General features: G+C 72.2%; 20 protein-coding genes. 9 read left to right on the top strand and 11 right to left on the bottom strand.

Features of this window, described 5'->3' with window-relative positions; translation table 11 throughout:
• Positions 1-29 precede the first annotated feature (29 nt).
• Positions 30-932, top strand: coding sequence for a zinc metalloprotease HtpX (gene htpX, locus ACV530_RS31695; protein ID WP_494336121.1), 903 nt, complete (start codon positions 30-32; stop codon positions 930-932).
• A 69-nt stretch (positions 933-1,001) separates the two neighbouring features.
• Positions 1,002-1,586, top strand: coding sequence for a PspA-associated protein PspAB (gene pspAB, locus ACV530_RS31690; protein WP_494336120.1), 585 nt, complete (start codon positions 1,002-1,004; stop codon positions 1,584-1,586).
• Positions 1,587-1,614: 28 nt separating this feature from the next.
• Here pspAB and ACV530_RS31685 read toward each other — a convergent pair whose 3' ends face one another.
• Positions 1,615-2,145: a PadR family transcriptional regulator gene (locus tag ACV530_RS31685; RefSeq protein WP_494336119.1), complete on the bottom strand. Its 531-nt coding sequence runs from the start codon at positions 2,143-2,145 to the stop codon at positions 1,615-1,617.
• A 120-nt stretch (positions 2,146-2,265) separates the two neighbouring features.
• Between ACV530_RS31685 and ACV530_RS31680 the strand changes: the two genes are divergently transcribed.
• Both ACV530_RS31680 and ACV530_RS31675 read left to right on the top strand, forming a co-directional pair.
• Entirely contained in the window at positions 2,266-2,829 is a 564-nt protein-coding gene (locus tag ACV530_RS31680) for a hypothetical protein (RefSeq protein WP_494336118.1), read from the top strand.
• A gap of 50 nt (positions 2,830-2,879) precedes the next feature.
• Complete coding sequence (locus ACV530_RS31675) at positions 2,880-4,226, top strand: carotenoid oxygenase family protein (RefSeq protein ID WP_494336117.1); 1,347 nt, start codon at positions 2,880-2,882, stop codon at positions 4,224-4,226.
• On the opposite strand, the gene ACV530_RS31670 is transcribed toward ACV530_RS31675, so the two are convergent.
• Genes ACV530_RS31670 through ACV530_RS31655 form a run of 4 tightly spaced genes read right to left on the bottom strand, consistent with a single transcriptional unit; the run spans position 4,149 to position 8,772 of the window.
• Complete coding sequence (locus ACV530_RS31670) at positions 4,149-5,174, bottom strand: MerR family transcriptional regulator (RefSeq protein ID WP_494336116.1); 1,026 nt, start codon at positions 5,172-5,174, stop codon at positions 4,149-4,151. The genes ACV530_RS31675 and ACV530_RS31670 overlap by 78 nt on opposite strands.
• Complete coding sequence (locus ACV530_RS31665; protein WP_494336115.1) at positions 5,171-6,070, bottom strand: metal-dependent hydrolase; 900 nt, start codon at positions 6,068-6,070, stop codon at positions 5,171-5,173. The genes ACV530_RS31670 and ACV530_RS31665 overlap by 4 nt, the downstream gene beginning before the upstream one ends.
• 60 nt (positions 6,071-6,130) lie before the next feature.
• Positions 6,131-7,927 carry an SDR family oxidoreductase gene (locus ACV530_RS31660; protein WP_494336114.1) on the bottom strand — a complete coding sequence of 599 codons (1,797 nt, stop codon included), beginning with the start codon at positions 7,925-7,927 and terminating at the stop codon, positions 6,131-6,133.
• Positions 7,924-8,772: a M24 family metallopeptidase gene (locus ACV530_RS31655; protein ID WP_494336113.1), complete on the bottom strand. Its 849-nt coding sequence runs from the start codon at positions 8,770-8,772 to the stop codon at positions 7,924-7,926. The genes ACV530_RS31660 and ACV530_RS31655 overlap by 4 nt, the downstream gene beginning before the upstream one ends.
• A 220-nt stretch (positions 8,773-8,992) precedes the next feature.
• Between ACV530_RS31655 and ACV530_RS31650 the strand changes: the two genes are divergently transcribed.
• The 4 genes from ACV530_RS31650 to ACV530_RS31635 are packed head-to-tail and all read left to right on the top strand — an operon-like array spanning position 8,993 to position 12,485.
• Entirely contained in the window at positions 8,993-9,955 is a 963-nt protein-coding gene (locus tag ACV530_RS31650; protein ID WP_494336112.1) for an ABC transporter ATP-binding protein, read from the top strand.
• Positions 9,945-10,844, top strand: coding sequence for an ABC transporter permease (locus tag ACV530_RS31645; protein WP_494336111.1), 900 nt, complete (start codon positions 9,945-9,947; stop codon positions 10,842-10,844). Before ACV530_RS31650 ends, ACV530_RS31645 begins: the two co-directional genes overlap by 11 nt.
• Entirely contained in the window at positions 10,841-11,752 is a 912-nt protein-coding gene (locus ACV530_RS31640; protein WP_494336110.1) for an ABC transporter ATP-binding protein, read from the top strand. The genes ACV530_RS31645 and ACV530_RS31640 overlap by 4 nt, the downstream gene beginning before the upstream one ends.
• Before the next feature lie 13 nt (positions 11,753-11,765).
• Entirely contained in the window at positions 11,766-12,485 is a 720-nt protein-coding gene (locus tag ACV530_RS31635) for an ABC transporter permease subunit (protein ID WP_494336109.1), read from the top strand.
• Positions 12,486-12,487: 2 nt separating this feature from the next.
• On the opposite strand, the gene ACV530_RS31630 is transcribed toward ACV530_RS31635, so the two are convergent.
• The 3 genes from ACV530_RS31630 to ACV530_RS31620 are packed head-to-tail and all read right to left on the bottom strand — an operon-like array spanning position 12,488 to position 15,415.
• Positions 12,488-13,393 (bottom strand): aminoglycoside phosphotransferase family protein, encoded by a 906-nt coding sequence (locus ACV530_RS31630; protein WP_494336108.1) that lies wholly within the window; start codon positions 13,391-13,393, stop codon positions 12,488-12,490.
• Between the two features lie 14 nt (positions 13,394-13,407).
• Positions 13,408-14,670, bottom strand: coding sequence for a CynX/NimT family MFS transporter (locus ACV530_RS31625; protein WP_494336107.1), 1,263 nt, complete (start codon positions 14,668-14,670; stop codon positions 13,408-13,410).
• Between the two features lie 34 nt (positions 14,671-14,704).
• Positions 14,705-15,415, bottom strand: a complete 711-nt coding sequence (locus tag ACV530_RS31620) for a FadR/GntR family transcriptional regulator (RefSeq protein ID WP_494336106.1) — start codon at positions 15,413-15,415, stop codon at positions 14,705-14,707.
• A 90-nt stretch (positions 15,416-15,505) separates the two neighbouring features.
• Between ACV530_RS31620 and ACV530_RS31615 the strand changes: the two genes are divergently transcribed.
• The gene (locus tag ACV530_RS31615) at positions 15,506-16,228 is read left to right on the top strand and encodes a rhomboid-like protein (protein WP_494336105.1); all 723 of its coding nucleotides are present in this window, start codon (positions 15,506-15,508) and stop codon (positions 16,226-16,228) included.
• A gap of 33 nt (positions 16,229-16,261) precedes the next feature.
• Here the strand turns inward: ACV530_RS31615 and ACV530_RS31610 are convergent, their stop codons facing one another.
• Genes ACV530_RS31610 through ACV530_RS31600 form a run of 3 tightly spaced genes read right to left on the bottom strand, consistent with a single transcriptional unit; the run spans position 16,262 to position 19,283 of the window.
• A complete protein-coding gene (locus tag ACV530_RS31610) occupies positions 16,262-17,380 on the bottom strand; it encodes an oxidoreductase (RefSeq protein WP_494336104.1) in 1,119 nt (372 codons plus the stop codon).
• Entirely contained in the window at positions 17,377-18,351 is a 975-nt protein-coding gene (locus ACV530_RS31605) for an NAD-dependent epimerase/dehydratase family protein (RefSeq protein ID WP_494336103.1), read from the bottom strand. The genes ACV530_RS31610 and ACV530_RS31605 overlap by 4 nt, the downstream gene beginning before the upstream one ends.
• The gene (locus tag ACV530_RS31600; protein WP_494336102.1) at positions 18,348-19,283 is read right to left on the bottom strand and encodes a ScbA/BarX family gamma-butyrolactone biosynthesis protein; all 936 of its coding nucleotides are present in this window, start codon (positions 19,281-19,283) and stop codon (positions 18,348-18,350) included. The genes ACV530_RS31605 and ACV530_RS31600 overlap by 4 nt, the downstream gene beginning before the upstream one ends.
• Between the last annotated feature and the right edge of the window lie 34 nt (positions 19,284-19,317).

The raw sequence follows: 19,317 nt of genomic DNA, 5'->3' as shown, positions 1-19,317 counted from the left end.
GCACGGTGTCCGAGGCCTTGGAGGTATCCATGCAAGGCACCCGATTCACCCCGGACCGGGGACTGACCACCCGCATGGTGACGACGATGTTCTTCATCGGGCTGCTCTATGTGGTCTTCGTGGGCGTGCTGGTGGTGCTGTTGCGCGGAGCCTGGCCGCTGGTCGTACTGCTCGCGGGGGGCATGTTCATCGCCCAGTTCTGGTTCAGCGACCGCATCGCCGCCTTCGGCATGGGCGCCCGCGAGGTGACCGAGCAGGAGGCGCCGGAGCTGCACGGCGCGGTGGACCGGCTGTGCGCGCTGGCCGACATGCCCAAGCCGAGGGTGGCGATCGCCGACACCGATGTGCCGAACGCCTTCGCGACCGGCCGCAACCGCAACAACGCCCTGGTGTGCGCGACGACCGGGCTGCTGCGGCGGCTGGAGCCGGAGGAGCTCGAGGGCGTGCTGGCGCACGAGCTCTCGCACGTGGCGCACCGTGATGTGGCGGTGATGACCATCGCCTCGTTCCTGGGTGTACTGGCCGGGATCATCACCCGCATCGGGCTGTGGGGCGGCCTCCGCAGGGTCGGCGGGCGTGACAGCAACACGGCGATCCTGATGATCGTGATCCCGCTGGTCAGCGCTGTGGTGTACGCCATCAGCTTCCTGCTCACCCGGATGCTGTCGCGCTACCGCGAGCTGTCCGCCGACCGTGCCGCGGCCCTGCTGACGGGACGGCCCTCGGCGCTGGCGTCCGCGCTCACCAAGGTCACGGGCCAGATGGCCCGCATCCCCACGCGCGACCTGCGGCAGGCCGAGCCGTTCAACGCCTTCTTCTTCGCGCCGGCCTTCTCCAAGGACAGCGTGAACCGGCTGCTGTCGTCGCACCCGACGCTGGAGCAGCGGCTCGAGCAGCTCGGCCGGATCTCGGTCCAGCTGGGCCGGCCCTGACATGAACCAGCCCTGACACGAACCGGTCCTGACACGAACCGGTCCTGACACGTAAGGAGCCTTGCGGACGTGGGTTTCCTGGACATCCTCCTCGGGCGCACCAAGCCCGTCCGCCCGGACCTGGACCAGCTCTTCGCTCTGCCGTCCGCCGCCGTCACCCTCCAGGCGGGCGCGGGTTTCCGCCCGACGGGGACGGGCTCGGTGTGCTTCGCCAGCGTGGAGGGCGGCGCCTTCGACACCCTGCAACAGGACGTACGGGCGCTGCTGGACACCGACACGGAGCACGGCGGCGTGCCGGTGGAGTTCAGCCGGGACCCCTACGGCTACACCTGGCTGCTCGCACGGCACTCGCCGGACGACACCGCGGGCCTGGTGGGTGACCTGCACGGGGTCAACACCCTGCTCCAGGACGCCGGCTTCGGGCCCCAGCTGCTCTGCTCGCTGGTGGGTTTCCGGGACGCCGGAGAGCGCTCGCTGGCGCTCGTCTACCTCTACAAGCGCGGCACGTTCTACCCCTTCGCGCCCGCGGCGGGCGGCGGGGACAGGCGCGACAACGGGCTGGAGCTCCAGGCCAGGGCGCTGCTGGAGGACGACCTGCGGATCGAGACGGACCTGAGCCGCTGGTTCCCGGTCTGGGGCGCGCCCGGGCTGTGAGGGGTGCCCGGGCTGTGCGGGGCGGCCGTCAGTCGGTGCCGGTTCTCGAGCTGTACTGCTCGGCGGCCCAGTGCGCCCATTCCTCCTTCATGGCGGTCACGCGGAGCCCGTACTCCAGGGTCAGGCGGCCGGTGACCGACAAGGGGTCGTCCCCCCAGTCGATCTGCGCCTCCAGCTCCTTCAGCGCGGCGTGCTCGCGGGCGGCGCGCCCGGCCTCGCCCGCGAGGTAGGCGACCGCCTCGAGTGGGGTCAGGGCGCTGAGGAAGAAGACCTTCAGCATGGCCTCGCTGCGCACCGGGCGGCTCGGCTCGTCCGAGGTGAGCCATCGGTGGAGCTCGGAGACGCCCTTGTCGGTGATGGCGTACTCCTTGCGGCCCCGGGCGCCCTCCGCGGTCGTCGTGAGCAGGCCCGCCTGCGCGAGCTTGCCCAGCTCTCCGTAGACCTGGCTCTGGGTGGCGGGCCAGACGTTGGCGAGTGAGGACTCGAACGCCCGCATCAAGTCGTAGCCGCTGGCGGGGCGTTGGGCCAACAGTCCGAGCATCGCGTGTCTCAGGCTCATGACCACCACCTTACCTTCCACTCTTGACACGTCAAGGCTGGACGCTCTACTTTCGACGTGTCAAAACTGGAATGTCGGGGGGCCGGTCGTGCCCGGCCGATCGGACGAGGGGGAAATTCCGTGAAACTGAGCCAGCTGCGCACCTTCCTTCCCTGGATCGCCTTCGCGATCGTGTCCCCGATCGGCTTGCGGTGGGGAGTGGCCGCCTCGCTCGCGGTCGGCGCGGTCCTGCTCGCCAAGGACGTCGCCGCAGGGGTCCGGGCCGAGTCGATGATCCTGGAGTACAGCTCGACGCTCTTCTTCGCGCTCCTCGCCGTCGTGGCCTTCGGCTTCCCCGGCAGCGGGCTGGAGCAGCACACCAGCGCTCTCTCCTCGGGCTGGCTCGCTCTCACCGCGTGGGGCTCGCTGGCCGTCGGTCGGCCCTTCACCATCGGCATCGCCAAGCGGGAGGTGCCGCGCGAGGTGTGGGAGAACCCGCTGTTCCACCACGCCAATGTGGTGATCACCGCCGTCTGGTCCCTGTCCTTCACGGTGGGCGCCCTCGCCGCCGAGGCCATCCGCGCGGCCGGCCTCGGCGCCGAGGTCTCCATACCGGTCCACGTCGCCGGGTTCGTCCTCCCGATGATGTTCACCACCACCTACCGGCAGCGCCTCCGCGCCCGTGCCCGCGCCGCGCAGGCGTGAGCTGAGCAGGGCAGTTCACCCATCGATCCGCATCAAGGAGGTTGAGTGCCATGACGACACCGCCCGCGCACCTCGCAGGCAACTACGCGCCGGTCAAGGAAGAGCTGACCGCCTACGACCTGCCCGTCACCGGAGCGATTCCGCCGGAGCTCACCGGCTGGTATCTGCGCAACGGCCCCAATCCGCACGACGCGGCATCCGGCCACTGGTTCTTCGGCGACGGCATGATCCACGGCGTGCGGCTGGAGGGCGGCCGGGCCGTCTCGTACCGCAACCGCTGGGTGAGCACCTCGACGTTCACCCATGGCGCCCGGATTTATGACGGGCAGGGCAATGCCGACTTCACCGCCGGGCACGCCAACACCCATGTCGTACGGCACGCGGGCCGCACCTTCGCACTGGTCGAGTCCTCGGTCCCGTACGAGATGGACTGCCGCCCCGGGCACGAGCTGGAGACCGTCGGGCCGTACGACTTCGCGGGCCGGCTGACCACTTCGATGACCGCCCACCCCAAGACCTGCCCGGTCACCGGCGAGCTGCACTTCTTCGGCCACAACGGCATCACCGCGCCCCACCTGACCTATTACCGCGCCGGTGCCGACGGGGAGTTGGCCGTCAGCCGCCCCATCGAGGTGCCCGCGCTCACGATGATGCACGACTTCCACCTCACCGCACGCCATGTGGTTTTCATGGACCTGCCCGTCGTCTTCGACCCGGTGCGTGCGCGGCAGCCCGGCGGAGGTCTGCCGTACACCTGGGATCCCGGGTACGGGGCCAGACTGGGCGTGCTGCGCAGGGACGATCCCTTCGGCGAGGTGCGCTGGCTGCCGATCGACCCCTGCTACGTCTTCCATACGCTCAACGCCCATGACGAGAGCGATGAGCACGGTGAGCGGATCGTCCTCCACGTCGTGCGCCGCCCGCATCTCGGGGCCACCGGCCTGGGGCCCTCCCGGCCTGTGCTCTGGCGCTGGACCGCCGACCTCACCACCGGCACGGTCACCGAGGAGCAACTCGACGACACCACCTGCGAGTTCCCCCGCATCGACGACCGCCTCGCCGGGCATGCGGCCCGCCACGGGCACGTCACGGTCGCCGCGCCCCCGGGCGCTGAGCCCGTGCCCGGTGCGCTGCTCCGCTACGACCTGGGCACCGGAACCGTCGTCCGGCACGACTTCGGGCCGGGGCGCGTCCCCTCCGAGGCGGCCTTCGCACCGGCCGACGACCGGCCGGGCGGCCCCGGCTGGCTGATCACCTACGTCCACGACGAGGCGACCGGCACCAGCGACCTCGTCATCCTCGACGCGGACGACCTCGCCTCACCTCCCGTCGCCGTCGTCCACCTGCCCCAGCGTGTGCCCTACGGCTTCCACGGCAACTGGATAGCCGACCGCTGATCGCCGGCCGCGGGCGGCGAGGGCGTCCATGGTGCGGGCCCGGACCTCGCGTTCGGCGGCGGCGGTGACGAACTCCCCGACGTGCTCGGCGCCGACGAGCCCGGCGACGGCCCGGACGGTCCCGGCGGGCAGCCGGACCGGCTCGTCGCCGGGGGCGGGTCCGGCACCGTCCGCCGGACGGTCGTGCGCGGTCCCGTGGTCGTGCGCGGCCCCGGCCGCGTCGCCGAGGTGGTCGCGCAGCAGCTGGGTCGCCAACGTCCGCATCGCGCGGGCCAGTTCGGCGTCCATGGTCTGCTGGGCGAGCGGCCGTAGCCGGCGTACCAGCGAGGCGGCCTCCGCGGCCTCGTCGTCGGTCGGCGGGTGATCGAGGTACGGGCGGAACACATGCTCGGTGGTGAGGGCGAGGAAGCGTTCCGCGATGTACTCGACCTGGGCGCGCAGTTCCCGCAGGTGATCGGCGAGGGCGGGCAGCGGTACCCCGGCCGCGGACAGCTCGGCGGCGACGTCCAGTTCCCGCGGGCTGGGCACGTGGAACACGTCCGGGGAGCCGGGCAGCCGTTCCAGGACGCCGAGTTCGACCGCGTCCTCGACGGCCCGGTCGCTGGAGTCGCTGCCGAACTTCTCGTCCAGCTCGGCCCGTGTGATCCGGCCCGCCTGCTCGTCCGTCCACGGCCCGTCCACCTCGGCCACCAGGCCGAGGACCCCGCCGAGCCCGCGGCCCGTGTCCCAGGCCTCGAGCAACTCCTTGATGCTGGCCAGGGTGTAGCCGCGGTCGAGGAGGCCGGTGATCTGCCGCAGCCTGGCCAGGTGGGCGTCCCCGTAGACGTTCGCCCTGCCCCGCCGCTCCGGCTTCGGCAGCAGCCCCCGGTCCTGATAGGCCCGGATCGTGCGGACCGTGGCACCGCTGCGGTGGGCGAGGTCCTCGATCCGGTACTCGGCCACGGTCATGAAGCCGCCGCGCGTCCCGTGGCACCCACGGCGGCAGCCCGTGCCGCGGGGGAGGCGGCCAGGTACGCGACGGCCGCGCTCAGCGAGCCCTCCTGCGAGGGGTGGTAGGACGGCCGCAGGAAGCGCGGTATCGCCGCCCCCAGCTCCCGCCACGTCGGCAACAGGCCCTTCGCCACGGCTCTGTTGTGGTTGCGCAGCGAATAGCGCATACGGCCCGCGAGCCGAGGGTCGTGCCGGATCAGATAGGACGTGCCGTACCGCCACAGGTACATCAGCGCCACCGCCGTGACCAGCATGCTCATGACCCGCCGGACATAGCGCCCCGGGTCCCCGCCGCCGCAGTGCTGGTACATGTCGAAGGCCACCGACCGGTGTTCGACCTCCTCCGCGCCGTGCCAGCGCAGCAGGTCCAGCATCACCGGATCGGGGTCGGCATGGTCGAGCGCGTCCGCCCGCAGCACCCAGTCGCCCAGCACCGCCGTGAACTGCTCCACCGAGGCGATCACCGCCAGCCGCCAGCGCAGCCACTCCCGCTCCGGCACCGGCAGCCCGAACGGGGGCCGCTCGCCCAGCAGCACGTCGAAGAGGAAATCCACGTGCCGCGTGTACTCCGCCGTGTCCAGGCGCTGCTCGGCCAGGTGGTCCAGCACATAGGAGTGCTGCACGCTGTGCGTGGCCTCCTGGCCCATGAACCCCTTGACGTCCTTGAGCAGTTGCGGGTCCCGCACCAGCGGCAGGGCCTCCTTGAAGACCTTGACGAACCACCGCTCCCCGGCGGGCAGCAGCAGGTGCAGGACGTTGATGACATGGGTGGCGGTGGGCTCGTCGGGTATCCAGTGCAGCGGCGTCCGCTGCCAGTCGAACGCCACGCGCCGGGGCGCTATCCGGTAGGTCATGTGCGGTTCTCCTCAGCTGTCTCTCTGCGGTGGGGGCTACAGCGGGGGCTACAGCGGGGGCTACAGCGGGGGCGCGATGCGCGCGAGCGCACGCAGCGCCCTCGGGGCGAAACGGGACAGGAAGCGCGCGCCACGCGCCTCGGGCGTCACCGGGACCACGGCCTGATCGTCCAGCACGGCCCGCAGGACGGCCGAAGCGACCTTCTCCGGCGGGTAGTTGCGCAGCCCGTACGCCCGTGTGGCCTTCGCCCGGCGCCGCTCCTGCTCCTCCTCTGGCACGCCCACGAAGCGCGAGGCGCTGGTGATACCGGTGTTGACGGCACCGGGGCAGACCGACGAGACCCCGATCCCCTGGCCTGCCAACTCGGCGCGCAGGCACTCGCCGAGCATCAGCACCGCCGCCTTCGACGTGCAGTACGCGGAAAGCGTGCGCAGGGGCTGATAGGCCGCCGCGGACGCGATGTTGACGATGTGGCCGCCCTGCCCGCGCTCCGCCATCTGCCGGCCGAACGCCCGGCAGCCGTGGATCACCCCCCACAGGTTGACGTCGAGGACCTTGCGCCAGTCCTCCGTCGAGGTGTCCATGAAGTCGCCGGACAGCCCGATCCCCGCGTTGTTGACCAGGACATCCACCACGCCGTACTCGGCGGCGACCTGGGCGGCCAGCTTCTCCATCGCCTGCTCGTCCGCGACGTCGGCGCACTCGCCCCAGGCCCCGGCCGCACCGATCAGCCGCGCCATCTCGGCCGTCCGGGCCGCGCCTTCCGCGTCCTTGTCGACCGCGACGACCCGCGCCCCGGCCTCCGCGAAGGCGAACGCGGTGGCCCGCCCGATGCCGCTCGCCGCACCCGTCACCAGCACCAGCCGCCCGCCGAACCGCTGCGCGAACGGCCCCGCCGCCACCTGCTCGCGCGGCGGCGCGCCGTCCTCCCGGGATGTGACGAACTCGGCGATCCACGACGCCACTTGGTCCGGCCGGGTGCGCGGCACCCAGTGCCCGGCCCGCAGCGTGCGCCGCACCAGCCCGGGCGCCCAGCGGTCCAGGTCGTCGTAGAGCCGCTCGGAGAGATAGGGGTCGCCGGTCGGGACGATCAGCTGGACGGGCGCGTGGGCGAACGCGTCCGCCCGCGGCCGGCGCAGCCTCGCCCGTACGTTGTCGCGGTACAGCCAGGCGCCGTGCGCCGCGTCGGAGGGCAGCGACGCGGTGGGGTAGGGCCCCCCGCTCCGGGGTTGCGGCACCTTCTCGAACCGCTCGAGCATGGCCGGCCAGCGTCTGCCGAGCGGCCCGCGCCAGGCCGCCTCCGGCAGCACGGGCAGGTGCAGCGCGCCCACGTACCACGACCTGCGGCTCTGGCCCAGCAGATGGGCCGCGCGGCGCGGGGTCGGGCGGGCGGCGCGCCGTCTGATCCAGTGCGCGAAGTGGTCGAGTGACGGGCCCGAGATGCTGGTGAAGGAGGCGACGCGGCCCTCGGTGCGCTCGACCGTGGCGAACTCCCAGCCCTGCACCGACCCCCAGTCGTGGCCGACCAGATGGACCGGGGCATCGGGGCTCACCGCGTCGGCGACCGCGAGGAAGTCGTCCGTGAGCTTCTCGAGGGTGAATCCGCCGCGCAGCGGCCGGGGTGCGGTGGAGCGGCCGCAGCCGCGCACGTCGTACAGCACCACATGGAACCGGTCCCGCAGCCGCATGGCGACCTCGGACCACACCTCCTTGCTGTCCGGATAGCCGTGCAGCAGCACCACTGTCGGGTGCGCGGCATCGCCCAACTCCGCGACGCACAGCTCGATTCCGCCCGACCGCACCCGGCGCTCGCGCGCGCCCTCGATTCCCGCGCTCTCGATTCCCGCGCCCGTCATGCGGCAGCCCTCTCCTGTCCGTGCCGCACATGCGGCAGGTCGTCGTCCAGCCAGAACGCGCTCTCCTCGGGGTCCCGGGAGTCGGTGACCACGAGGAGCTCCTCGAACTTCGCGCCCGTGCCGCGGAATCCGAGGTGCGGCTCGACCGCCCACAGCCCCGGGTGGGGCGGGTGGTCCGAGACGCGGTACGGGCTCCACAGCGGCGACCAGCCCTCCCGGTGCCCGTGCAGGGCGTCGGAGGCCAGCCCCTTGAGCGACTGGACGCCGAAGCCGAACACCGTGGGCGACCAGCGGCGCTCCGGTATCCGGCCCACCCGGTGCGCGATCACGCCGAACGGATAGGCGCGGTGCCGGTTGACGTACCCCTGGCGGGCCATGAGCCGGTCGACGTCCTCGTAGATCTCGCGCAGCGACCGCCGTTCGCGCACCTCGCGCAGGATCAGGTCGCGGTGCTCCCGCAGATCGGTGAGCATCCGGGTGTGCAGCGGACTCGGGCCCAGGCAGCCGGAGTAGCCGATGTCGGCGGTGAACCCGCGGTGCACCGGCGCCATGTCCAGGACGAACGGCATGCCCGGCTCCAGGGCCCTGCGGGTGGGGAAGAACTGGTGCGGCAGCCGGAAGCCGGCGAACGCGGTGCGGTCGCCGAACCAGGCGAAGGGAAGGTGGAACCAGTCCCGTACGCCGCGCTCGTACAGCCACTCCCGCTGCATCCGGGCGGCGTCCCGCTCGGTCACGCCCGGGACGAGCCGGGCGGCGACGGCCTCGGCGCAGTCGTACGCCAGGCGCTGCACATCCCGGAAACCTTGCAGGTCATCGGCGGTTCGTACCGCCGCAGGTGCCGTCATGCCCAACCGCCTGTCTCGTCCGCCGGGCGAACCCCGGGACCCCGTACGCAAGTTGACACTGATGAATGTGACAATGGACGGAGGCTGAGTCAAGACCTGTGCACCGACGGGTAGGGGGCCGAAGGAACGACCCCCTACGGGCGGGTCAGACCGGAGGACTACGCGGAAGCCACCATCTGGGCTGACGACCGGCGCGGTCCGCGCCGCTACCGTCGAATACGTGACTGTGATCGCCACCGACGGCCTCAGCAAGCGGTTCCCCCGGGTGACCGCCCTGGACCGGCTCTCCGTAGACATCACGCCGGGAGTGACCGGCCTGGTGGGTGCCAACGGGGCCGGCAAGTCCACGCTGATCAAAATCCTGCTCGGGCTCTCCCCGGCCACCGAGGGCCGGGCCGAGGTGCTCGGTCTGGACGTCGCGACCCAGGGGCCCGCCATCCGCGAGCGCGTCGGCTACATGCCGGAGCACGACTGCCTGCCGCCGGACGTGTCGGCGACCGAACTCGTCGTCCACATGGCCCGGATGTCCGGCCTGCCACCCGCGGCCGCCCGTGAGCGCACCGCCGACACCCTGCGCCACGTCGGGCTGTACGAGGAGCGCTACCGCCCCATCGGCGGCTATTCGACGGGCATGAAGCAGCGGGTCAAGCTGGCCCAAGCGCTCGTCCACGGGCCCCAGTTGGTCCTGCTCGACGAGCCGACCAACGGCCTCGACCCCGCCGGGCGCGACGAGATGCTGGGCCTGGTCCGGCGTGTCCACACCGACTTCGGGATCTCGGTGCTGGTCACCTCCCACCTGCTCGGCGAGCTGGAGCGCACCTGCGACCACGTCGTGGTCATCGACGGCGGCAAGCTGCTGCGCTCCTCCGCCACCAGCGACTTCACCCAGGCCACGGGCTCCCTCGCGGTCGAGGTGACGGACAGCGACGCGCACCCGGACGACACGTCCGCACTCGCCGCGGCCCTGGCCGCGGCCGGGCTCGAGGTGCACCCCGCAGGGGAGCACGGGGCGCCGGGCGCGGGCTCGGTGCTGCTGGTCGACGTCGCGGGCGAGGAGACGTACGACACCGTGCGCGACGCAGTCGTCGAACTCGGCCTCGGGCTGGTCCGGATGGAACAGCGACGGCACCGCATCGCCGAGGTCTTCCGGACCGACGAACGGGGCACTTCCGATGCTGCCTGAGACCACGACCGCAGCCGCGCCGGATGTCATCCACAACATCGGCTACCGCGGCTATGCCGGGGAGCGCCTCGGCCGCGCGTACATCCGCCGCTCGCTCTTCGCGCACAGCCTGCGCGGCACGTACGGCCTGGGCCGCTCGGCGAGGTCCAAGGTCCTGCCGATGCTGCTGTACGCCGTGATGACGCTGCCTGCGGCGACCATCGTCGCCGTCGCGGTGGCCATGAAGACGAGCAAGCTGCCGATCGCCTACACGAGTTACGCGCTCTACTTCCAGGCGGTCATCGGTCTCTTCGTGGCCGCTCAGGCTCCCCAGGCGGTCTCGCGGGACCTGCGGTTCAAGACGGTGCCGCTGTATTTCTCGCGCCCGATCGAGCGCGTCGACTATGTGCTGGCCAAGTACGCCGCCCTGGCGTCGGCCCTGTTCATCCTCACCGCCTCGCCCCTGCTGATCCTCTACGCGGGTGGCCTGCTCGCGAAGCTCGGCTTCGCCTCGCAGACGAAGGGCTTCGCAGAAGGACTGGTCTCCGTGGCACTGCTCTCGCTCCTGTTCGCCGGCATCGGCCTGGTGATCGCCGCGCTCACACCGCGCCGCGGTTTCGGCGTGGCCGCTGTCATCGCCGTGCTGACCATCTCCTACGGGGCGGTGAGCACCATCCAGGCCATCGCCGACGGCCATGAGAACGCCACTGCCGTCAGCTGGTTGGGGATCTTCTCCCCCATCACGCTCATAGACGGCATCCAGACGGCGTTCCTGTCGGCCGCCTCCAGCTTCCCCGGACAGCACGGTCCGGGCACCGGTGCGGGCGCGGTCTACCTCCTCGTCCTGTTCGGCGTGGTCGCCGGCTCGTACGCGCTGCTGATGCGCCGCTACCGGAAGGCCGGGCTGTGACGACGATCCGCATCGACCGCGTCTCGCGCTGGTTCGGGAACGTGGTGGCTGTCAATGACGTGACCCTCTCGGTGGGCCCCGGTGTCACCGGCCTGCTCGGCCCCAACGGCGCGGGCAAGTCCACGCTCATCAACATGATGGGCGGCTTCCTCGCCCCCTCCAGCGGCACGGTCACCCTGGACGGGACGACGATCTGGGGCAACGAGCAGATCTACCGGCACCTCGGCGTCGTCCCCGAGCGCGAGGCGATGTACGACTTCCTCACCGGCCTCGAGTTCGTGGTGGCCAACGCCGAACTGCACGGCCTGCCCGCCTCCGCCGCGCACAAGGCGCTCGCCACGGTCGAGATGGAGTACGCGCAGGATCGCAGGATCTCCACCTACAGCAAGGGCATGCGGCAGCGCGTGAAGATGGCCTCCGCGCTCGTCCACGACCCGTCCGTGCTGCTGCTCGACGAGCCGTTCAACGGCATGGACCCCCGCCAGCGCATGCAGCTGATGGAGCTGCTGCGAAGGATGGGGGCCGAGGGGCGCACGGTGCTGTTCTCCTCCCACATCCTGGAGGAGGTCGAGCAACTGGCCTCGCACATCGAGGTCGTCGTCGCCGGGCGGCACGCCGCCTCCGGCGACTTCCGCAAGATCCGCCGCCTGATGACCAACCGCCCGCACCGCTATCTCGTGCGCTCCAGCGACGACCGTGCGCTGGCCGCGGCGCTGATCGCCGACCCGTCGACCGCGGGCATCGAAGTCGACGCCGAGGAAGGCGCGTTGCGGGTGCAGGCGGTCGACTTCGGTCGCTTCACCACGCTGCTGCCGTCCGTCGCCCGTGCGCACGGGATCCGTCTCCTCGCGGTCTCGCCGTCGGACGAGTCGCTGGAATCCGTCTTCGCCTACCTCATCGCGGCCTGAAGGGAGCCCTGTCGTGTTCCATCCCACTGTCGCCCGGCTCACCTATCGCGGACTCCTGGGCCGCCGCCGGGCCGCCATCCTCTTCGCCCTGCCCGCCCTGCTGCTCGTCATCGCGGTGGCCGTCCGCGCCCTGACCGGTGCCGACGACGCCAACGCCACGCACGTCCTGGGCGGTTTCGCGCTGGCCACGATGGTCCCGCTCATCGGCGTCATCGCCGGCACGGGCGCCATCGGCCCGGAGATCGACGACGGCTCGGTGGTCTATCTCCTCGCCAAGCCGGTCAAGCGGCCGACGATCGGCCTCACCAAGCTGGCCGTCGCGATCGGGGTGACCGTCGCCTTCTCGGCGATACCCACGTTCGTCGCGGGCCTGCTGCTCAACGGCAACAGCCAGCGGATAGCCACGGCCTACGCGGTCGCGGCGGCCGTCGCCTCCGTCGCCTACAGCGCGCTCTTCCTGCTGCTGGGCACGGTCACCCGGCACGCCGTGGTCTTCGGGCTGGTCTACGCCCTGGTCTGGGAGACACTCATCGGCAACTTCGTGCCGGGCGCCCGCACGCTGAGCGTCCAGCAGTGGTCGCTGGCGCTCGCCGAACGGATCGGCGCCGAGGGCGCGATCACCTCGGACGTGGGCCTGCCGGTGGCGCTGGTGCTGCTCGCGGCGGTGACGGCGGGAGCCACGTGGTTCGCTGGGGAGAAGCTGCGGAAGCTGACGCTGGCGGGCGAGGAGTAGGGCTAGACGCTGCGCAACAGCACGTCGGCGATGACGAGTTGCTCCGGCTGAAGGGCTGTCTCCTCGTCCTCGATGTCCCACAGTGCGTTCTGCAGCACCCGCGCGAGCGTCCAGCGCACCGCCCGGCCCCGGTCGAGGCCCAGCGCCTCGGTCATCAGGTCGAACCGGCGGCGCACCGCCCGCGCGGGGTCGCCCGTGGCGGCTGCGTCCTCCCACCGGTTGACGAGGGCGGGCAGCAGATCGAAGCCGGGGTCGCCGGCGAGCGGCTTGGGGTCGATCGCCAGCCACGGCCCCCGGCCCGAGCCGGGCAGCGGGGCCAGCACGTTCTCGTAGTGCAGGTCCCAGTGCAGCAGCCGGTCGCCGGGCTCGTCCGCGACCTCCCGCACCGCCGCCGCGCAGGAGAGCACCATCCGGCGCTCGTCCGGATCGGCCAGGGCGGACACCGCCCCGGGCGTGTCCGCGAGCATCGTGGCCGTCTCGTCGGCGAGTCGGCGCAGCCCGGCGGGGACGGGCGCCTGGTGCAGCCGGGCCATCAGGTCCACGAGGGACCGGAGCGCGGCCTCGTCGTCCGGTACGGACGCCAACGAGCGGCTGCCGTCCAGGCGTTCCAGCAGCATGACCCCGGAGCCCGGCTCCTCCTCGAGGAGCCGGACGGCACCCGTCCCGTCCCACGCCCGCAGGGCGAGCGGCTCACCCGCGGTCTCCTCGTCCACCGGCTGGAGCTTCAGTACGGCCGGGGTGCCGTCCTGCCGCAGGACGGGCAGGACGAGCGCCACCATGCCGTGCGTCGGCGGACCGTCGGTCCGCAGTGCCCAGCGGTCGAGGAAGTCCGCCGCGAGACCGGGCAGCGCGTCGATCCACTCCTTCTCGTGAGAGGCGGTCAGTCCGGCAGGAACGGTGATCGGCATGGCCGCATCCTGCCTCAGATCTTCCGGTCGCGTCCCGCGCCCAGCCCCAGGAACAGCAGAGCCGTGCAGGCGATGAGCAGCAGCCCGACCGGAAGCGTCCACCCGTCCGTCGCCTGGTGCACCGCACCGATCGCGAACGGCCCGACGGACGCGAGGAGATAGCCCCACGTCTGTGCCATGCCCGACAGCCGTGCGGCCGTGTGGGCATCGCGGGTGCGCAGCACCATGAACGTCAGGGCGAGGCCGAGCATGCCGCCCTGGGCAACGCCCATCAGGGTCGCCCAGACCCACGCCCCCGCCGCGGGCGCGATCAGCAGTCCGACGATGCCGCCCGCCATGAGGACGACGACGCTGACCGCGAGCGGCCGCTGGTCGCGCATCCGGCCGGCGAGCAGCGGCGCGACGAACGAACCGGCCATCTGCACCAGCGTGTAGAAGGCGTAGACGATGCCGGCCTCGCTCTTGCTCATGCCGTGGTCGGTGAAGATGGTCGGCATCCAGGCGATGCAGACGTACGCGATCAGCGACTGGGTGCCCATCATCAGCGTGACCTGCCACGCGAGGGGCGAGCGGATCAGGTCCGGTCCGTCGGCGGCGGCCTGCCGGGGCTCCGGCGACGCACCGGTGCGGGCCGTCCTGCGGGCGATGACGGCCTGCGGGATCCACACGACCACGGCGACCACGGCGAGCAGCGCCCACGAGGCGAGGGAGCCCTGCCAGCCGCCGAGCGCGTTCTCCAGCGGGACGGACGCGGCCGCGGCGCCGGTGGCGCCGAGGATCAGCGTGGTCGAGTAGAGGGCGGTCATGCTCGCCGCCCGGTCCGGGAAGTCCCGCTTGACCAGGCCCGGCATCAGCACGTTGAGCAGCGCGATCGCGGTGCCGACGAGTGCGCAGCCGACGAACAGGGCCGCCACCGGGGGCGCGATGCGCAGCAGGATGCCGCCGGCCAGCAGCACGAGCGCCCCGCACAGCACGGCTTCCGTGCCCCAGCGCCGGGCGAGCCGGGGGGCGATGATCGAGCCGAGGCCCATGAAGACCAGCGGGATGGTGGTCACCAGGCTGCTCGCTGCCGCCGCCAGGTGGAAGTGGCCGCCGATCTCGTCCATCAGCGGCGACACCCCGGCGAGCGCGGCCCGCATGTTGAGCGAGGCGAGGACGATCCCGAGCATGACGAGCGCGGGGTGTGCGCGCAGCGTGCGCACGGCGGCGGGGGAGGGTGCCGCGGACAGGGGTTCTTCGGCGGCTATGAGGGCTGTCTCGGGCCTCGTTTCGGACATGGGGTGCCTTTCAAGGGGGTGCGGTGGGTACGGGTCAGCGCTCGGCGAGCAGGGACTCGACGGCCTGCTTGGGGCGCTCGAGCAGGACCCGGGCGGCCCGTGCCGCGGCGTCGGGGTCGCCGGAGGCGATGGCGGTCATCAGGTCGTGGTGGTCGCCGTGCAGGATGCGGGGCATCTCGCAGTCGCCGAGCGCGGTGATCAGCGCCTCGCGCACGGAGCTGCTGAACCAGGTGTAGGTGGAGGTCAGCGCGGTGTTGTGCGCGGCCTCCACGACGGCCCGGTGGAACGCGATGTCGTGGTCGGCGTACAGCTCGAGGTTGCCCGACTCGGGCTGCCCCTCGGCGTCCTCGTATGCCGTCTGGGCGTCGAGCGCCTCGCGCATCCGCTCCAGGTCCGCCGCCTCGTGGCGCGAGGCCGCGAGCCGCGCGGCCTCCACCTCGAGCGCGATGCGGAGCTCCAGCACGTCCCGTACGCCGGCGCGGCGCACCCCGCGCATGATCTCGGCGGGGTCGGCGGAGGAGACCACGAAGGTGCCCTCGCCCTGCCGTGAGCGCAGCATCCCGGCGTGCACGAGGACGCGTACGGCCTCGCGGACCGTGTTGCGCCCCACGCCCATCTGCTCGGCGAGCGCGTGCTCGGTGGGGATGCGCTCGCCGACGGGCCACTCCCCGGCGGTCACCTGGGTGCGCAGCTGTTCCACGACGGTGTCCACGAGGGACTGCCGTCCCGCTGCGTGCAGTGCCACGAATCCTCCAAGGGGCAGTCAGTCAACCGGTTGCCCAGTCATCCTACAACTCGCGCTGCGGGTCCTCCGTGCCTCGGCTACCGTCGAGTGGTGGTCGAGCGTGACACGGGCGTCCTCTCCCGGTGGTCAGCTGCCGTGGAGTGGCTGCGCACCTGGGTCCGTACGTCCCCCGGCACCCACATCTGGCTCCTGATCATCGGGATCACCAGCCTGGTCATCGCCTCGGCGAGCGAGGGGCTCGAGGTCTTCCTGCTGCACCGGAACAGCAGCAACATCCACGAGCTCGACAAGCACCCGCTCCAGTCCCTGCTCATCAGCGGTTTCTGGATCGAGAGCCCGTCCTCGTTCCTGCTGTACGCCGTGCTCTTCGAGGTGTTCAGCGCCAACGTGGAGCGCTGGGTCGGCACCACGCGCTGGCTGTTCACGGTCGTCGTCGCCCATATCTCGGCCACGCTGGTCAGCCAGCGGATGCTGCTGGTGGCGATCGAGCACCACAATGCGCCGCGGGCGATGAAGCACGTGGTCGACATCGGCGTCTCCTACGGCCTGGCCGCGGCGGCGGCGCTGCTCACCTACCGGGTGCCGCGGCCCTGGCGCTGGCTCTACCTCGTGGGCCTGGTGCTCTTCTTCGCCCTGCCGCTGCTGACCGGCGGTACGTACACGGACTTCGGCCACGCGATCGCGGTCGTGGTCGGGCTGGCCTGCTGGCCGTTCACGCGGGGGCGGCCGACGTGGGACCTCGCCGCGCAGGGCAGGCGCGTCGGGCAGGTTCTCAGGGGTATGGGCCTCAGGAGCGTCGGCCGCTCCGGCTGACGGCCTTCGGGCTTCACCGACGGCCTTCGGGCTTCAAGCGAGGGCGGCCACCCGGCGGGCGTTGGCGAGCGTCGCGCGCGGGCGCAGCACGGCCGGGTCGAAGGCGTCCAGGACAGTGCCGTCGGCCAGTCTGCGGGGCAGGTCCGGGTTGGCCAGCGCGCCCGTGCCGACCGAGAGCAGATCGGCGTGGCCGCCGGCCAGGACGCGCGCGGCCTGGTCCGCGTCGTGCATCCCGCCGTTGGCGATCACGGGCAGGCAGGTCGTCTCCCGGGCGACGGCGGTGATCGTACGGCCGTCGTCGAAGCGCGCGTCGTCGAACCAGGCACGGCCGTTCCCGGCGATGTGCAGATAGTCCGCGCCCGCCTGTGCGGCTGCCGCGAAGACGACCGCGGCTTCGCAGGCTCCGCCGGCCCAGCGGTGCGTGAAGTCGTTGATCTTCGTCTGCGAGAAGCGGACGCCGACCGCGAAGCCGGTCCCCACCGCGGCGCGGATGGCCGCGGTGACCTCGGCCGTCAGCCGGATCCGGTGCTCTACGGGGCCGCCGTAGCGGTCCGTGCGGAGGTTGGTGTAGTCGGTGAGGAACTGGTCGAGCAAGTAGCCGTTGGCGCCGTGCACTTCGACGCCGTCGAAGCCCGCTTCCCGGGCGCGTACGGCCGACTCCGCGAAGCCGCGCACGACGCGCGCGATCTCCACCTCCGTCATTGCCAGCGGTTCGGGCCACGGCCCGTCGCCGCCGTAGAACGCCAGCTGGGTGCCGCGCGGGCGGAGCGCGGAGGGTGCCGCGGCGACGGGCCGGAAGCGGTTGCCCTGGGAGAGCGCCCCCGCGTGCATGAGCTGGAGGACGATGCGGCCGCCCTCCTCGTGCACCCGCTCGGTGACCTGCCGCCAGGCGGCGGCCTGTCCGGGCGTCGCGATCCCGGGCTGGTCGAGGTAGCCCTGGCTGTACGCGGTGTCCGTGTACGTGCCCTCGGTGATCAGCAGGCCGAAGCCGCCCCGCGCGAAGCCGGCGTAGTACGCGGCCATGTCGTCGGTCGCCAGGCCGTCGGGCGTCGCCGAGATACGGGTCATCGGGGCGAGCGCCAGCCGGTTGGGCAGCCGCAGACCGGCGAACTCGGCCTCGGTGAGGGCGGGATGGCGGGTGGGGGCGGTCACGACAGGGTCTCCCTGGGGGTCGGGGCGGGGGTGGCGAGCGAGGCGCGGTACCACGGGGCGTACGCGCGCAGCCGTGCCTGGTGGCCGGGGCCCGGGTCGCACCCGGCGAGCTGCCACACGGATGTGCTGCGGTACCAGTGGTCGGTGGAGAAGAGAGAGAGTTGACGTTCCGTCACCTTGCCCTGGGTGCGCAGGAGCCAGCACAGGTACTGCTCGTAGGAGAGGTCCTGCTGGGGCAGCGGGAGTCCCAGCGTCTCGCACAGCACGGTCACCAGGTCGCGGTTGCTCAGGGGGTCGGGGTGGTTGGCGTGGTGCACGGTGCCCGGTGGCAGCGGGGGTTCGGGCGCCGTGGCCAGGGCGGCGAAGAGCCGGGCGAGGTCGTCGACCGCGATCAGGGACAGCAGCGCCCGTCCTCCGTCGCACCACGCGTGCACACGGCCGAGCATCTCGGTGACGGCGGGCACCACCCAGACGTCCCCGGTGCCGTAGACGAGGTGGGGGCGCAGCACGTTGCCGCCCGCGGCGAGCACCATGCGCTCGGCGGCCAGCCGGCTGCGGCTGGTGACGGACACCGGGGCGGGGGGTATCTCGTCCTCGGCGATGCCGCGGTGCACGCCCGCGCCGTAGACCGCGGCGGTGCTCAGGGAGATGATCCGGCGCGTACCGGAGCGGGCCGCCTCGGCGAGCAGGGCCCGCGTCCCCTCCTCGTTGACGGCGGTGCACAGTTGCTCGTCGGAACCGATGTAGCCGGCGAGATGGAGCACCGTGTCGACGTCGTCGCAGACGCCGCGCAGCGAGGCGGGATCGGCGAGGTCGCCGTAGGCGTACTCGACGCCGGGCGCGGGGTCGGCCTGCGGCCGTCTGACCAGCGCGCGTAACCGGTGGCCGCCGGCCCCCGTGCCGAGGGCGTGCAGCACGGCGGAGCCGATGAAGCCGGTCGCCCCGGTGACCAGGATCCGCGGGCCGTTCACGCCGAACGCACCGGCTGCAGGTGCAGGGTGCCGAACGCGGCGAGCCGCCCGTCCTGTTCGACCGTCACATGGACGGGCACGCCGCCGCCCGACAGCGAGCCGATGACCTCGGCGCCGACGCGCGCCGGACGGTCGAAGTCCACGGGGCGCGTGAACTCGACCGCGAAGTCCAGGGCCAGCGCGTCGCCGCACCCGGCCGTCAACTGCGCGGCCTGGCGCATGGCTTCCATGAGCGCCACGCCCGGGACGCGGTCCGCGCCGGGGGTGCAGAGCACGGGGTGGCCGCGGTCGACGCGCAGGAGCCAGGAGTCGTCGCTCTCGCCGGTGGCGACCAGGACGTCGACGGCGTCACGGCGGCCCACCAGCGCGGGGTTGACCGGCGTGAGCGACGGGGCGTCCTCGGCGGGCCCGGCCGGCGCCGCGTCGCGCAACTGCGCGTACTGCTCGGCGGAGACGCAGGTGAACGTCGTCTCGCCGCGTCCGATGAGCGCGGAGCCGCGGCGGATGTCGATGGTGGCCCGCAGACCCGCCAGGTCGTCGCCGCGCGCCCTGACCTCCCGGCAGACGACGTCGAGGGTCAGGTTGGCGGGCTCGGGCCCGACCCGGAAGCCGATGGGCGACAGGGAGTACTTCAGGTTCCACGTCAGGAATTCGGCGCCCTGCGGAACGCCCGGGCCCGTGTGGGCGACGAGCAGGGCCGCCTGCCGGATGGTCTCGGCGGCCAGCAGCGGGTCGTACCAGCGGCCCAGCACCGGGCCGAAGAAGCAGTGCGCGCGCGGCCATTGGGCCGAGACGGTGTAGGTGTGCTCGTCCTCGGCGCGGCAGTGGGTGAGGAAGACCTCGGAGACCGAGGCCTGCCGCACGAGGTCGCACGGCACGGTACGGCTGAATTCCCGGCCGGCCAAGGTCTGTTCGTCGAGCAGTACGGACATGTTCGCAACTCTCCCCTGCGACAGGTGTGACAGG

The organism is Streptomyces sp. SX-6 (genome assembly GCF_059089585.1).
Note: the sequence above shows the minus strand (reverse complement) of the source record. Positions and strands in the feature narration are given on the sequence as shown.

Excerpts from the sequence above, each read along its gene's own strand:
- htpX (WP_494336121.1), top strand. The coding sequence starts at position 30 with ATGCAAGGCACCCGATTCACCCCGGACCGGGGACTGACCACCCGCATG.
- ACV530_RS31685 (WP_494336119.1), bottom strand. The coding sequence starts at position 2,145 with ATGAGCCTGAGACACGCGATGCTCGGACTGTTGGCCCAACGCCCCGCC.
- ACV530_RS31675 (WP_494336117.1), top strand. The coding sequence starts at position 2,880 with ATGACGACACCGCCCGCGCACCTCGCAGGCAACTACGCGCCGGTCAAG.
- ACV530_RS31670 (WP_494336116.1), bottom strand. The coding sequence starts at position 5,174 with ATGACCGTGGCCGAGTACCGGATCGAGGACCTCGCCCACCGCAGCGGT.
- ACV530_RS31665 (WP_494336115.1), bottom strand. The coding sequence starts at position 6,070 with ATGACCTACCGGATAGCGCCCCGGCGCGTGGCGTTCGACTGGCAGCGG.
- ACV530_RS31660 (WP_494336114.1), bottom strand. The coding sequence starts at position 7,927 with ATGACGGGCGCGGGAATCGAGAGCGCGGGAATCGAGGGCGCGCGCGAG.
- ACV530_RS31655 (WP_494336113.1), bottom strand. The coding sequence starts at position 8,772 with ATGACGGCACCTGCGGCGGTACGAACCGCCGATGACCTGCAAGGTTTC.
- ACV530_RS31645 (WP_494336111.1), top strand. The coding sequence starts at position 9,945 with ATGCTGCCTGAGACCACGACCGCAGCCGCGCCGGATGTCATCCACAAC.
- ACV530_RS31630 (WP_494336108.1), bottom strand. The coding sequence starts at position 13,393 with ATGCCGATCACCGTTCCTGCCGGACTGACCGCCTCTCACGAGAAGGAG.
- ACV530_RS31625 (WP_494336107.1), bottom strand. The coding sequence starts at position 14,670 with ATGTCCGAAACGAGGCCCGAGACAGCCCTCATAGCCGCCGAAGAACCC.
- ACV530_RS31600 (WP_494336102.1), bottom strand. The coding sequence starts at position 19,283 with ATGTCCGTACTGCTCGACGAACAGACCTTGGCCGGCCGGGAATTCAGC.